Origin of the sequence: Mycobacterium tuberculosis H37Rv (assembly GCF_000195955.2) — a bacterium.
Classification (GTDB): Bacteria; Actinomycetota; Actinomycetes; order Mycobacteriales; family Mycobacteriaceae; genus Mycobacterium; species Mycobacterium tuberculosis.
In genome coordinates, this window is the sequence record NC_000962.3 from 3,854,958 (window position 1) to 3,868,280 (window position 13,323).

The window sequence follows — 13,323 nt, forward strand, 5'->3', positions numbered from 1 at the left end:
ACGTGGATCGCGTCGAGTGTCTTGGGCCGCCAGGTCCCGTACCGTGAGCCACCTCGACTATTCGACGGTGACGGACTTGGCCAGATTCCGCGGCTTGTCGACATCGTAGCCGCGGGCGCGCGCCACCGAAGCCGCGAACACCTGAAGCGGAATGGTTGATAGCAGCGGCTGCAATAGCGTTGACACCGCTGGGATTTCGATCAGGTGATCGGCGTAGGGGCGCACCGTTTCGTCGCCCTCCTCGGCGATCACGATGGTCACCGCACCGCGGGTCTGGATTTCACGGATGTTGGACAGCAGCTTGGCGTGCAGCGTGGCCGACCCCTTGGGTGAGGGCATGACGACGATGACCGGTAGGCCGTCTTCGATCAGCGCGATCGGGCCGTGCTTGAGCTCGCCGGCCGCGAAACCCTCGGCGTGCATGTAGGCCAACTCCTTGAGTTTGAGTGCACCCTCCAGCGCCACCGGATAGCCGACATGGCGACCCAGGAACAGCACGGTCGACGACTGGGCGAACCGGTGGGCCAGCTCGGCCACCGGTCCGGTCGCCGCGATCACCCGGGCCACCAGGTCCGGCATCGCTTCCAGTTCGTGGTACTCGCGCTCGACCTCGTCGGGGTATTTGGTGCCGCGGGCCTGCGCCAAGGCAAGGCCGAGCAGATAGTTGGCAGCAATCTGCGCCAGAAACGTTTTTGTGGACGCCACACCGATCTCCGGGCCGGCGCGGGTGTAGAGCACCGCGTCGCACTCGCGCGGGATCTGCGAGCCGTTGGTGTTGCAGATCGCCAGCACCTTGGCTTTCTGCTCCTTGGCGTGTCGGACCGCTTCCAGCGTGTCGGCGGTTTCCCCGGACTGCGAGATCGCCACCACCAAGGTGCTACGGTCCAACACCGGATCCCGATACCGAAACTCGCTGGCGAGTTCCACTTCCACGGGCAGCCGCGTCCAGTGCTCGATCGCGTACTTGGCCAGCAGCCCGGAGTGATATGCGGTACCGCAGGCCACCACGAACACCTTGTCGATCTCGCGCAGTTCCTGGTCGCTCAACCGCTGCTCGTCGAGCACGATCCGGCCACCCACGAAGTGTCCGAGCAAGGTGTCGGCCACCGCGGCGGGCTGCTCGGCGATCTCCTTGAGCATGAAGTACTCGTAGCCGCCCTTTTCGGCGGCAGCCAGATCCCAGTCGATGTGGAAGGGGCGGAAATCGCGCCCAGCTTGTAGGCCATCGTTGCCGTCGAAATCGCTGATCCGGTAGCCGTCGGCGGTGATCACCACCGCCTGGTCCTGGCCGAGCTCGACCGCTTCCCGGGTGTGCTCGATAAACGCGGCCACGTCGGAACCGACGAACATCTCGTTGTCGCCGATGCCCAGCACCAGGGGCGTGGAACGGCGGGCCGCCACGAGGGTGCCGGGGTCGTCGGCATTGGCGAACACGAGCGTGAAATGCCCCTCAAGCCGGCGCAGCACGGCAAGTACGGAGCCGACGAAGTCATCGGCCGTCTCGCCGTGCCGATACGCCCGCGCCACCAGGTGCGCCGCGACCTCGGTATCGGTGTCGCTGGCAAACTCGACACCGGCAGTCTCCAGCTCCCGGCGCAAGACGGCGAAGTTCTCGATGATGCCGTTGTGGACGACGGCGATCTTGCCGGCAGCGTCGCGGTGCGGGTGCGCGTTGCGGTCGGTGGGACGACCGTGGGTGGCCCAGCGGGTGTGGCCCAGGCCGGTAGTACCGGACAGCGCCGTGGACGGCATTTCCGCCACGGCTTCCTCGAGGTTGGCCAGCCGGCCCGCACGCCGGCGCACGGTGAGTGTGCCACCGTCGACCAGCGCGATGCCCGACGAGTCGTAGCCGCGGTACTCCATCCGGCGCAGCGCGTCCATGACGACGACGTAGGCGGGGCGCCGCCCGACGTAACCGACAATTCCGCACACAGCAGACCAGGGTAGTGCAGCATGGTCGGTAGGGCAGTCCCGTCGCCCAACCGACGCTATCGTCGAGTTTGGCCACCGCGCACGAAAGGCCAACACTTGTCCAACCCATATGCCCAGCACCAGCTGAAGCTCATCAGGCACACGGGTGCGCTGATCCTGTGGCAGCAACGCACCTACGTGGTCTCCGGGACGCGCGAGCAATGCGAAGCGGCGTACAAGTCGGCGCAGACCTACAACCTGCTCGTTGGTTGGTGGAGTTTGGTGTCGCTCCTCGCGATGAACTGGATCGCGCTGATTTCCAACTTCAATGCGATTCGGCGGGTGCGAGCCGCCGCCGACGGGGCGTCCGTTCCCCACGGCCCGCACGCCATCGCCCATCCAGCCGTTCCCCGGGGACCCATACCGGCGGGCTGGTATCCAGACCCGTCCGGGGCGGGACTGCGTTACTGGGACGGTGCGACGTGGACCCACTGGACCCATCCGCCACGTCACCGCTAACGTCGACGGGTGCCCCGGATCCGCAAGCTCGTCGCCGCCCTGCACCGCCGGGGACCACACCGTGTTTTGCGCGGTGACCTGGCTTTTGCCGGCCTACCCGGGGTGGTGTACACCCCCGAGGCGGGGCTGCACCTTCCCGGTGTCGCCTTCGGCCACGACTGGCTCACCGGCACCTCTCGCTATTCGGGTCTATTGGAGCATTTGGCGTCATGGGGCATCGTGGCCGCCGCCCCCGACAGCGAGCGCGGACTGGCCCCATCGGTCCTGAATCTGGCCTTCGATCTGGGCGTTGCCCTCGACATCGTGGCCGGTGTCCGCCTTGGGCCTGGAAAAATCAGCGTGCACCCCGCCAAGCTCGGGCTGGTGGGCCATGGTTTCGGTGGCTCGGCCGCCGTGTTCGCCGCCGCCGGCTTGACCGGCACGCACGTCAAGTCCGTGGCGGCGATATTCCCGACGGTGACCAATCCGGCCGCGGAGCAGCCAGCCGCGACCCTAGACGTTCCGGGACTGATTCTGACCGCACCTGGCGATCCGAAGACGCTGACCTCCAACGCCCTCGGGCTATCCCGGGCTTGGGATAAGGCCACCCTACGCATCGTCAGCAAAGCCCGAGCCGGTGGTCTGGTTGAGGGCAGACGACTGACGAAGGTGTTGGGGCTCCCAGGCCCACACCGCCGGACGCAGCGTTCGGTCCGGGCGCTGCTGACCGGGTACCTGTTGTACACGCTCGGCGGCGACAAGACTTATCGCAGGTTCGCCGATCCAGACCTGCAGCTGCCCAAGACGGACCCGATCGACCCTGAAGCGCCGCCGATCACCCCGGGGGAGAAGATCGTGACGCTGTTGAAGTAGCGCGGGACACCCCGACCCGTCACGGCCCCGCCTGCGGAAGCTCGTCGGCGGCGATCTCACAGGGGGTGGCTCCCTCGGACAGCGCTTCCGGCGAAGGCCCATTCGCCGGTTCCGGCGCACCCGGCGGCGCCGGCGCAGCGACCGGAGGCGGTGGTTCGGCGACCGGAGGCGCGGCAGGCGGCGGCGGTTCGGCGACCGGCGGCAGCGTGGCCTCCTCGGCGACATCCTGGGCACGTTCAGCGGGCACCGATTCGTCGGCGTCGTCGACCTCGTCTGCTTCGTCGGGCTCTGTTGCTTCCTTCGGCTCCGCTGCCTCGTCGGCCTCTTCCGGGTGGGCATCGTCGCCGTCATCAGCGTTGTCGGCCGCGTCTTCAGCGAACGGATCGACGGCACCCGGCGGATTGTCAGCTGCCAACGGATCCCCCAGCTGTTCGGCCACCGAACCCAGCAGGCTATCCACCGCATCGACGATCCGGTTGGCAAGCCCGGCAAGCCCGGCAAACCCGCCCAGACCGCCGGTGCCGCCGGCATCGCCGAAACCACCGGCGCTGCCAACACCCGCCGGCGTCGCGGAACCATCACCTGGCGCCGATCCAAAATCCGACGGCGTCACTGGCCGCGAGGTCACGGCCGGCACCGGATCCGGCGGGGGAAGAGCGGCCGCGGGCGTAATCGCTGCCGTCGCGCTCGGTTGAGCCGGCACCGATGCCGGAGAAGGTTGGCGACCGGGCCCGAGATCGTCCGGAATCTCGAAGTGCGCGCGCGGCGCGCTGGCCAGCTGATCGGTGACCGCATCATACGACGCCGCCACACCGGCCGTTGTCGATCGCATCGTGGTCAGCCAGTCGTTGCGAACATCGTCGTCCACGTAGGGCTGTATCTGTTGGCGAACCACTTCGACGGCCGTCGGCCGATCTGCCCCCTCCGTCGTGAGCGCTTCGGCCGCAGCCAACCATGCCGGCCGCTGCGCCAGGGCACGCTCGTCGATCGCAATGGCCGTCGCGACTTTGGAGTCCACCAGCTGCCAGAGGTTGTCGCGCAGCGATTCGCAGCGTTGGGCCGCGGCACGGACTTCGGTGACCACCGAATTTCCAGTCTCACAGTGACGCTGCACAAAGTGCACCGCCGCGTCGGCCCCCGATCCCGTCCATGCCGCTGCCAAGACGGCGACCTGGCTACGCTCCATCCGCAGCGCCTCCATGAGCACACTGGCGGCAGCCCGCAGCTGCGCGCAGTCAGCGTCGAGCGCGTGCAGGTCAAGTCCGTCTTCGCTGCCGTACCAGTCGTGGATCTGGGCAGGGTAGGCGGTCAGGTCGGGATGTTGGTAGCCCACCAGGTGGCAAGCCCGCACGTAGCTTTGCGTGTGCTCGGCTGCGGGCCTGCCCTCGGCGAGACGCTCAGCGACGTTCAACCGGTCAGCCACCCTCACCCGATCCGCGCCGCCGCGCACAGGTCGGCCTCGGCGTAGCGGTTGGCGCCCGCCCGCAACGCAAACGCGATCTGCACAGCCGCCCGGGACCACACTGACAACTCGCCGGCCAACCGGTCTAGCCTGCAGCGCAACGCATCGCCACGCGAGGCGTGCCCCCGGCCCGCGCAGGCTCCGCCAAAAGCCAGCCTCGTCAGGTGATTGCCGATGGCGTCATCGATGAGCTCGGCGGCGGCGCTGAACCGGTCGGCAACCGCGTATACCGCTGCTATGTCTATGCCGGCGCTGTTTACGCTATCGGGTCTCATGCCTATTCGGACGCCCCGCGCCGCGTCGGGGTTCCAGCATTTCCGGTTCAGCGCGCGGTGCTCACCGCGTCGGCGACCGTGGCCGCCAGCCGCTGGGCGACGCCCTCGTCGGCTGCCTCCACCATCACCCGAATCATCGGCTCAGTTCCGGACGGGCGCAAGAGGATTCGACCCGTGTCACCCAGCTCGGCCGCGGCCTGCTCGACCGCCGTTCGGACCGAGGGCGCCGCGGCGGCGGTGGCCTTGTCGACAACCTCGACGTTGATCAGCACCTGCGGCAACGTCCGCATCGCCGACGCCAGGTCGGACAACGACGAGCCGGTCTGCACCATGCGGGTCATCAACCGCAGCCCGGTGACGATGCCGTCACCGGTGGAGCCCAGCGCCGGCATGACGATGTGGCCGGATTGTTCGCCTCCGAGGCTGTAGTCACCGGCCCGCAGCTCTTCGAGGACGTAGCGGTCACCGACGGCGGTTGTACGCACGGTGACGCCGGCCGAGCGCATGGCTAGGTGCAGCCCGAGGTTACTCATCACGGTGGCCACCAATGTGTTGCAGGCCAACTCACCGGCCTCTTTCATTGCCAGCGCCAGCACCACCATGATGGCGTCACCGTCGACGAGGTCACCGTTGGCGTCGACGGCCAGGCACCGATCGGCGTCTCCATCATGGGCCAGGCCCAGGTCGGCCCGATGGGCGAGCACCGCTGCCCGCAGCGGGTCAAGGTGAGTCGATCCACAGCCGTCGTTGATGTTGCGTCCGTTGGGTTCGGCGTTGATCGCGATAACCCGGGCACCGGCCGCTCGGTAGGCGCGCGGAGCCGCCGACGACGCGGCCCCATGAGCGCAGTCGACCACCACGGCCAGGTCATCGAGCCGGGCGGTGGCGGCCTTGGCCACGTGGCGCAGGTAGCGTTCGGTCGCATCCTCGGCGTCGATAACGCGGCCAATCCCCGCGCCGGCCGGCCGCAACCCGGGTCCGCGGGAGACGCCGAGGACCAGATCCTCGATCTGATCCTCGGTGTCGTCATCTAATTTGTGGCCGCCGGGCCCGAAGATTTTGATGCCGTTATCGGGCATCGGGTTATGCGACGCCGAGATCATCACCCCGAAGTCGGCGTCGTAGGCGCCGGTCAGATAGGCCACCGCGGGGGTCGGCAACACCCCGACCCGCAGCGCGTCGACGCCCTCACTGGTCAGGCCGGCGATCACGGCGGCCTCCAGCATCTCGCCGCTGGCCCGCGGATCGCGGCCAAGCACCGCGACTCGCCGACCCGGTGCGCCCGACCTCGACAATCGTCGCGCCGCCGCGGCGCCCAGTGCCAGGGCCAGTTCCGCGGTCAACTCGCGATTGGCGACACCGCGCACACCATCGGTGCCAAACAGTCGACCCATACGGACAACCTTTCACAGTTGACGGCTGCGCACATATCCACTCTTGGCAGCGAATATGCCTGTTGGTTCACCGACACGCCGACGAGCGCACACAAACATGCACGCTTGTCGCCCGAAAGTGATGTCAGCGCTTGCTGTACTGGGGCGCCTTGCGGGCCTTCTTCAGGCCGTACTTCTTGCGCTCGGTGGCGCGTGGATCACGGGTCAAGAAGCCGGCCTTCTTCAGCGCGGGCCGGTCCTCCGGCGATACCAGAATCAATGCCCGGGCGATACCCAGGCGCAGCGCGCCGGCCTGACCCGACGGGCCGCCGCCGCCCAGGTGGGCAAAGATGTCGAAACTTTCCACCCGATCCACGGTGACCAGGGGTGCCTTGATCAACTGCTGGTGCACCTTGTTTGGGAAGTAGTCCTCCAAGCTGCGGCCGTTGAGGTCGAACTTGCCGGTGCCGGGCACCAGCCGCACTCGTACCACGGCCTCCTTACGGCGCCCAACGGTCTGGATGGGCCGCTCCAACACGAACGATTGTGCGGGCCCGGCCGGGGCCGCCGGGGTTTGCGGGGCTGGGGTGGTTTCGGTCATTGCGCCACCTGCTTGAGCTCGTACGGAACCGGCTGCTGAGCGCTGTGCGGATGCTCCGGGCCGGCGTAGACGCGAAGCTTGCGCTGGATCTGGCGGCTGAGCCTGTTCTTGGGCAACATGCCGAGGATCGCCTTTTCCACCACGCGGTCGGGGTGGCGTTGCATTAGCTCACCGATGGTGCGCTTGTGCAGGCCGCCGGGATACCCCGAGTGCCGGTAAACCATCTTGTGCTGCAGTTTGTCGCCGCTGATGGCGACCTTGTCGGCGTTGATCACGATGACGAAGTCACCGCCATCGACATTGGGGGCGAACGTCGGCTTGTGCTTGCCGCGCAGCAGGTTGGCCGCCGCGACGGCAAGGCGGCCAAGCACCACGTCCGTGGCGTCGATGACGTACCACGATCGCGTGGTGTCACCCGCCTTGGGCGCGTACGTGGGCACAGCGCTTACCTTCTTTTCTCTCGGGTGGATCCCGGGGTGCCCCGGGCGCCGGTCAGGCGTGAACGGCGGGTTGGTCTCGGCGAACCGACATTGACCCGAGGTCCCGGCGTACCGCACGCCAACCGAGCAGCTTACCGACGAGCATCCACGCAGGTCAAAATGACTGTGTGGTCCCGACGGCTCTCCCCCGTCGGGACCACACAGGGGTCTGTTGCGCGCTCCGGGGCCCGGAACTAGCGTGCCCAAGCTCCAGCCGCCCGCCGGTCGGCATGCGCCACGTCGTCGGCACCGTGGCGAACCGCGTTTCCCAAGTCGATCAGGATCTCGTTGAGCGCGCTGGCCGCCTGGTGCCACTTGAGTTGCTCCGCGTGGTAGGCGGCGGCCGCTTCCCGTGTCCAGAGCTGCTGCAACGGCGCGATCTGCGACCTCAGCTCTTGCAGCGCAGCGTTGAAACGGGCCGCGGTGGTGTGGATCTCCTGACGAACGGAGTATTCGATGGCGTCAAAGTTGTACGACAACACGGGGTCTGCGTTCATAGTCGAGGCTGATCCTCGGTCTATAGGTCGCCGCCGGCGGCGGCGATGTGGCGGGCATGGATTTGGCCGGCTTCCCGCAGCGCGGCCTCGTTGTGGCGGATGGTGTCGGCGATCGCGTGCAGGACGTGGTAGAGCCGCGTCGACTCGGCGTTCCAGCGATCCACCACATCCTGGAACCGAGCGGCCGCGAGCCCACCCCACACCGACGGCGGCACACCGCTCATGCGGCCGATGAATGCCTGCAGCATCGCACGGATTTCCTCATTGCGGGCGTCCGTGATACCCGCAACCGAACGCATCAGGTCAAAGTCGGCGTTCAGCGTGTTCGGTGTGCTCACATCAAGTAGGACCGCCGCCAACCTCGTCTGGTTCCCTCCGATCCTTCCCGGTTCAACCAACGGCGTGGACGGACCGTACGGCTTGCGCACACACCTCCCTGAGGAGGTCTTCATGGCCGGGCCCGCTCTGGCAGCCGACGCTGATCCGGACCGCTCCGTCGAGCAGAATCGTCCACCGCACCTGATGCCCGGCGCGGACCTCTCGATAGGTCACCGCGGGCCGGCCGGCTCTGATATCGGAGGGGTTGAAGTCGACGAATACCCCGGCCGGTGACGCGTCGATCGCCCGCTTCAACCGCTGCGCGGTGCCAGGCAGCGTCTCACCGGGAACCGGTGATTGTGTGACGTGCAACGCCACCTCGGGATCGGCCGGTGAAGTGACCTGTACCCGCGCCGAACCGGGACCGGAGACCACCCGCTGCGTGGACCAGTCCGCCGGAATCGTCAGCGCCACCCGGCCCTCTACCAGAAGCGTCGTCGGTGGTCTTTGCAGGGTTGTCGCACCGTGGCGGACCACGGCAGCCGGCGCCAGTAACGCCAAGGCGACACCGGCGGCCGCAACCCGGGCAAGTGTCGGGACCCGAGAGCGGGTGGCAGGCCGCGCCGCCGGATCGGCGGGCTCGTCGGAAGGCGGCAGGGCGGCCCTGGCCAACCGCGCCAGCCGCACGCCGTCGATCTCGACCACGCTGCTACCGGTACCCCGCACCGCACCGGCGATTGCCGCCGCGAGCGCTGCCGCCCCGGCGACCGTACTGGGCACGTCGATCAGCACCACCGCGGTAATACCCCGCGTCATCCGCGCAATGACACTGCCTACCTGGCCGGCAACGGACTCGGCGTCCGTGCGGCGGGCCACCGCGGCGACCTCGGCGCCGGCCACCAACACCAGTCGCTCCGCGATCTCCACCACCACCGTTGCGGCCGAAACCCCCGAGGACGCCTGCCTCAGCAGCCACGACCGCGGGTGCACGACGACATCGCGGGTCAGCGTGCGTGCGGCTGCGGTGACCACCTCGACCCGAGCCGCCGACCACCACGACGGGTGCACGACGACCGGGCCGTCACGGTGGTCGACGGCCACCGATCGCAGGGCGTCGAACCACAGCGAATCCACGGCGACTGGCCGTTCGTCCAGCAGCGCTACCTGGTCGTCGATCGCCGCCAGCGCGGCGGCAGACACTGCGGTGTCCGCGACTACGTCTGCGCCACAACACAATCGGCGGATGGCACCCGGACCCGCCTCGATCACCGCGCGATGTGGGCTCACGGGGGTGGGCTCCAGGCGACTTGAACCAGTTGCTCGTCACCGGCACCGGTGACCAGGATGCCCCGGCCCGGTGGCAGCGGCATCGGGCGGCTCGACCCGAACAGTGCGCCTTCATCCGGACGTCCGCTCATCAGCAGTGCCCGGCAGCCCAGGTCACGCAGGCTGGCAAGCACCGGCTCGAACAGCGCCCGAGCAGCACCCCCGCTGCGCCGCGCCACCACCAGGTGTAAACCGAGATCTCTTGCGTGCGGCAAATATTCGAGCAAGACCATCAGCGGGTTGCCCGATGAGACCGCAACCAGGTCGTAGTCGTCGACCACGACATAGATATCCGGACCCGACCACCAGGACCTGGCTCGCAGCTGCGCCTGGCTCACATCCGGGGCGGGCATCCGCGCCTGGAGCAGGTCGACCAGACTCGACAGCTTGGCACCCAGCGCCGCCGGCGAGCTGACGTAGCCGCTCATATGTTCCGACTCGATGACGTCGAGCAGGGTGTGCCGGAAGTCGACGATGAGAAGTTGGGCTCGCGCGGCGGTATGGGTCCGGACGATCTCGCGGCACAGGGTCCGCAACGCGGCCGTCTTTCCGCACTCGTTGTCGCCCAGCACCAGCAGGTGCGGGTGGCGTCCGAAATCGACGGCCACCGGCTGGCCTCGACGTTCCTCGAGGCCGAGCAAGATGTGCGCACCGAGTTCGTCGCCGGCTCGGGCCACGACGCTGTCGTAGTCCACGCGCGCGGGCAGTAGCGGTATCGGGGGCGCCACCGGATCACCACTTCGGCGTCGTAGCGCAACTCCATCCAGGTCGGGCAGGGCGATCACCATGTGCATCCCGTCGCGGGAGAGGCCACGGCCCGGTCTGTCGACCGGCACCCGTTGCGCCTGCCTACGGTCCAATTCGGAATCCGCGGGATCCGCCAGCCGTAACTCGATTCGACTGCCGATCTGATCCCGCAGCGACGGCCTGATCTCCGCCCACCGTGCTGCCGATAGCGCCACATGTACGCCGAATGAAAGCCCTTGAGCTGCCAGGGCAACGATCGACTCCTCAAGGGCCGCGAACTCCTGGCGTAAGCTTGCCCAGCCGTCGATGACAAGAAATATGTCCGCAAAAGACTCAGCGGCCGACTTTGCTCGCAGCTGGCGGTACCGCGCCACCGAGTCGATGCCGTGGTCGCGGAAGAATGCCTCCCGAAATCGCACGGCCGACTCCAGTTCGGCGAGCATCCGCGATGCCAGCTGCGGCTGCGCCCTGCCGGCCACGGCACCCACATGCGGCAGTTCGTCCACCTGGGCCAGCGCCCCGCCGCCGAAGTCCAAACAATAGAACTGCACCCGGCCCGCATCGTGGGTAGCAGCCAACGCCATGATCAGCGTCCGCAGCGCGGTTGACTTGCCCGTTTGCGGTGCACCTACGACCGCGACATTGCCTGCGGCCCCGGACAAGTCGATCGTCAGCGGCACCCGTGACTGCTCGAACGGCCGATCGACAATGCCGATGGGTACGGCCAGCTCGGCCTGCGCCGGCTCAGCGTCACGCAGTAGGGCGCCCAGCATCGGTGGCTCGTCCAGCGGCGGTAGCCAGACTTGATGCGCAGCCGGTCCATGACCGACCAGCCGGTCGAGCACCGCATGCAAGACGGTAGGCGTGGGCACCTCGGCTGTCCCGCCGACGGGACCGGCTGTGACCGGCGCCGCAGCGTGCGTGGTGAACGGTCGCACCGACGGCGGGGCTACCGGGTGGACCGCTGAGGGACTCGCCCGTCGAAGCGGCCCGGAAACGAACGCGGTCTGAAATCGGATCAGCTCTCCGGTTCCCGTTTGCAGCAAGCCCGCACCGGGGGTGTTGGGCAGTTGATATGCGTCCTGCGTCCCGAGCACGTTGCGTGATTCACTGGCGGACCACGTTTTCAGGCACATTCGATAGGACAGATGGGTTTCCAGTCCACGCAGTCGGCCCTCGTCGAGCCGCTGACTGGCCAGCAGCAAATGCATGCCCAGCGACCGGCCCACCCGACCGATCGCGAGGAACACGTCGACGAATTCGGGATGTTGGCTCAGCAATTCGGAAAACTCGTCGACGACGATGAACAGGATCGGCAGGCAGGGAAGTTGCGCACCCGTTTGGCGTGCCCGCTGATATGCCGTGACACTGACCAAGTGGCCTGCCATCCGCAGCAGCTGTTGCCGGCGGCTCATCTCGCCGGCCAATGCGTCTTGCATCCGTGCGACCAGCGGTGCTTCCTCGGCAAGGTTGGTGATGACCGCGGCTACATGTGGGGCTCCCGCGAGGTCGAGAAATGTTGCACCACCCTTGAAGTCGACCAGAAGGAGGTTGAGGACTTCGGGCGAATTGCGTGCCATCATCCCCAGCGCGATGGTACGCAGCAGCTCCGATTTGCCTGATCCGGTGGCGCCGACGCACAGCCCGTGTGGACCCATGCCCTGTTCCGCGGCTTCCTTGATGTCTAGCTGCACGGCGGTACCGTCGGGCGTGACTCCGATCGGGACACGGAGCCGATCATGTTGGTTTACGTTGCGCCACAACGTGCTCGGATCGAAAGCGGCCACATCGCCGATGCCGACCAGTTCCGCCCAACCCGAGCCACGGATGAACGTGCGACCCGAGTGCCCGACCCGGTGAGCGGCCAGCCGACGGGCGCATACCAGCGCGTCTTGAGGCTCCAGCTGGTCCGGGCACGCTAGCGCTGTCACTTCGCCGGCACATCTGACCACCGGCGGTGCACCGTCTCGTCTGGCGCCCACCTCGATCGTGATCACGCCGGTGATCGCGCCGTTGCCACGTTCGGCCGTGTCGACGATCGCAACAACGTGGGCCAATACCGTTGCGGCTAGCGCATTTTGCATCTCTGCCAGGGTCGAGTACACCATCGGGGCTGGCCCCAAGGCATCACAGGCATTCGGATGTTGGTTGTGCGGCAGCCATTTCAGCCAATCCCAGTGCGCGCGGTTGCGGTCACTGACCACGCCGGCGATCAGCAACTCCTCCGGTGAGTGCCATACGGCCAGCTGGCAGATCATCGCCCGCAGCAGCCCGCGGACCTTGGTCGGGTCACCGTCGATGGCGATCGGACCGCCGACCCGCAAGGGGATCGCGATGGGCGCATCCGCAATGGTCGCGTGTGCGGCAAGGAAACAGCGCAGCGCGGCGCGGGTGACCGGATCCGCACGCTGCGCCGGCGGAAGCTGCCCGACCACCAAGCGGGTGGCCAGCGGTGCAGATCCAACTCCGACACGGATGCGACAGAAGTCGGCAGCACCCGGTCGACGCTCCCACATTCGCGGACCACCGATCAATGTCCACAAGGTGGCAGGATCGGGATGCGTCCAGTTCAGTGATACGTGTTGTGCTGCAGCCGTTTGGGTGACAGATGTGCGCAAGACACTCAGGTACCCGAGGTAGTCGACACGGTCGTTGTGGATACCGGAGACATGCCGCCGGCCGCGTCCGGTTACCGCAGTCACCACCAACGAGACCAGCATCATCATTGGGAAGGCCAGAAACGTGGGGTGGCGCGTGGCCGGCGAGCCCGGCAAGAACACCGTCACCATGACACCCACGGTCGCCACCGACATGACGACCGGGAGCAGGCGAATCAGCAGGCTGGACGGTTCCGACCGCCGCAACTCGGGCGGCGGGGCAACCAGGATGTCCGCAGTCGCGCACGCCGGCCCTGAATTCATGCTGGGCGACGGTATGCAGCGCGAGAATCCGCCGCAAGTCGC

12 protein-coding genes are annotated in these 13,323 nt (G+C 67.4%); 2 read left to right on the top strand and 10 right to left on the bottom strand.

The annotated features are described in order from the left end of the window. Positions 1 to 57: 57 nt before the first annotated feature. On the bottom strand, positions 58 to 1,932 hold the full coding sequence (gene glmS, locus Rv3436c; RefSeq protein ID NP_217953.1) for a glucosamine--fructose-6-phosphate aminotransferase: 1,875 nt from the start codon (positions 1,930 to 1,932) through the stop codon (positions 58 to 60). Positions 1,933 to 1,953: 21 nt separating this feature from the next. On the opposite strand from glmS, the gene Rv3437 reads away from it, so the two are divergent. Together Rv3437 and Rv3438 are read left to right on the top strand one after the other, a co-directional pair. Next, positions 1,954 to 2,430, top strand: coding sequence for a transmembrane protein (locus Rv3437; protein ID NP_217954.1), 477 nt, complete (start codon positions 1,954 to 1,956; stop codon positions 2,428 to 2,430). 9 nt (positions 2,431 to 2,439) lie between these two features. Continuing rightward, complete coding sequence (locus Rv3438) at positions 2,440 to 3,282, top strand: hypothetical protein (RefSeq protein ID NP_217955.1); 843 nt, start codon at positions 2,440 to 2,442, stop codon at positions 3,280 to 3,282. 19 nt (positions 3,283 to 3,301) lie between these two features. On the opposite strand, the gene Rv3439c is transcribed toward Rv3438, so the two are convergent. The 9 genes from Rv3439c to eccC4 form a co-directional block, all read right to left on the bottom strand. Continuing rightward, the gene (locus tag Rv3439c) at positions 3,302 to 4,705 is read right to left on the bottom strand and encodes a hypothetical protein (RefSeq protein NP_217956.1); all 1,404 of its coding nucleotides are present in this window, start codon (positions 4,703 to 4,705) and stop codon (positions 3,302 to 3,304) included. Positions 4,706 to 4,707: 2 nt separating this feature from the next. Further along, positions 4,708 to 5,019, bottom strand: coding sequence for a hypothetical protein (locus tag Rv3440c; protein ID NP_217957.1), 312 nt, complete (start codon positions 5,017 to 5,019; stop codon positions 4,708 to 4,710). A gap of 47 nt (positions 5,020 to 5,066) precedes the next feature. Beyond that, positions 5,067 to 6,413, bottom strand: coding sequence for a phosphoglucosamine mutase (gene mrsA, locus Rv3441c; RefSeq protein NP_217958.1), 1,347 nt, complete (start codon positions 6,411 to 6,413; stop codon positions 5,067 to 5,069). 124 nt (positions 6,414 to 6,537) lie between these two features. Further along, the gene (rpsI, locus tag Rv3442c; RefSeq protein ID NP_217959.1) at positions 6,538 to 6,993 is read right to left on the bottom strand and encodes a 30S ribosomal protein S9; all 456 of its coding nucleotides are present in this window, start codon (positions 6,991 to 6,993) and stop codon (positions 6,538 to 6,540) included. Then, entirely contained in the window at positions 6,990 to 7,433 is a 444-nt protein-coding gene (gene rplM / locus Rv3443c) for a 50S ribosomal protein L13 (RefSeq protein NP_217960.1), read from the bottom strand. Before rplM ends, rpsI begins: the two co-directional genes overlap by 4 nt. A 233-nt stretch (positions 7,434 to 7,666) precedes the next feature. Continuing rightward, on the bottom strand, positions 7,667 to 7,969 hold the full coding sequence (gene esxT / locus Rv3444c) for an ESAT-6 like protein EsxT (RefSeq protein ID NP_217961.1): 303 nt from the start codon (positions 7,967 to 7,969) through the stop codon (positions 7,667 to 7,669). Between the two features lie 20 nt (positions 7,970 to 7,989). Continuing rightward, on the bottom strand, positions 7,990 to 8,307 hold the full coding sequence (gene esxU, locus Rv3445c; protein NP_217962.2) for an ESAT-6 like protein EsxU: 318 nt from the start codon (positions 8,305 to 8,307) through the stop codon (positions 7,990 to 7,992). A gap of 52 nt (positions 8,308 to 8,359) precedes the next feature. Further along, on the bottom strand, positions 8,360 to 9,574 hold the full coding sequence (locus Rv3446c; protein NP_217963.1) for a hypothetical protein: 1,215 nt from the start codon (positions 9,572 to 9,574) through the stop codon (positions 8,360 to 8,362). After that, positions 9,571 to 13,281 (bottom strand): ESX-4 secretion system protein EccC4, encoded by a 3,711-nt coding sequence (gene eccC4 / locus Rv3447c; RefSeq protein ID NP_217964.1) that lies wholly within the window; start codon positions 13,279 to 13,281, stop codon positions 9,571 to 9,573. Before eccC4 ends, Rv3446c begins: the two co-directional genes overlap by 4 nt. Positions 13,282 to 13,323 lie beyond the last annotated feature (42 nt).

Bases quoted from the DNA above. Each gene is read 5' to 3' on its own strand.
- Rv3437 (NP_217954.1), top strand. From the start codon at position 1,954: ATGGTCGGTAGGGCAGTCCCGTCGCCCAACCGACGCTATCGTCGAGTT.
- Rv3440c (NP_217957.1), bottom strand. From the start codon at position 5,019: ATGAGACCCGATAGCGTAAACAGCGCCGGCATAGACATAGCAGCGGTA.
- mrsA (NP_217958.1), bottom strand. From the start codon at position 6,413: ATGGGTCGACTGTTTGGCACCGATGGTGTGCGCGGTGTCGCCAATCGC.
- rpsI (NP_217959.1), bottom strand. From the start codon at position 6,993: ATGACCGAAACCACCCCAGCCCCGCAAACCCCGGCGGCCCCGGCCGGG.
- esxT (NP_217961.1), bottom strand. From the start codon at position 7,969: ATGAACGCAGACCCCGTGTTGTCGTACAACTTTGACGCCATCGAATAC.
- eccC4 (NP_217964.1), bottom strand. From the start codon at position 13,281: ATGAATTCAGGGCCGGCGTGCGCGACTGCGGACATCCTGGTTGCCCCG.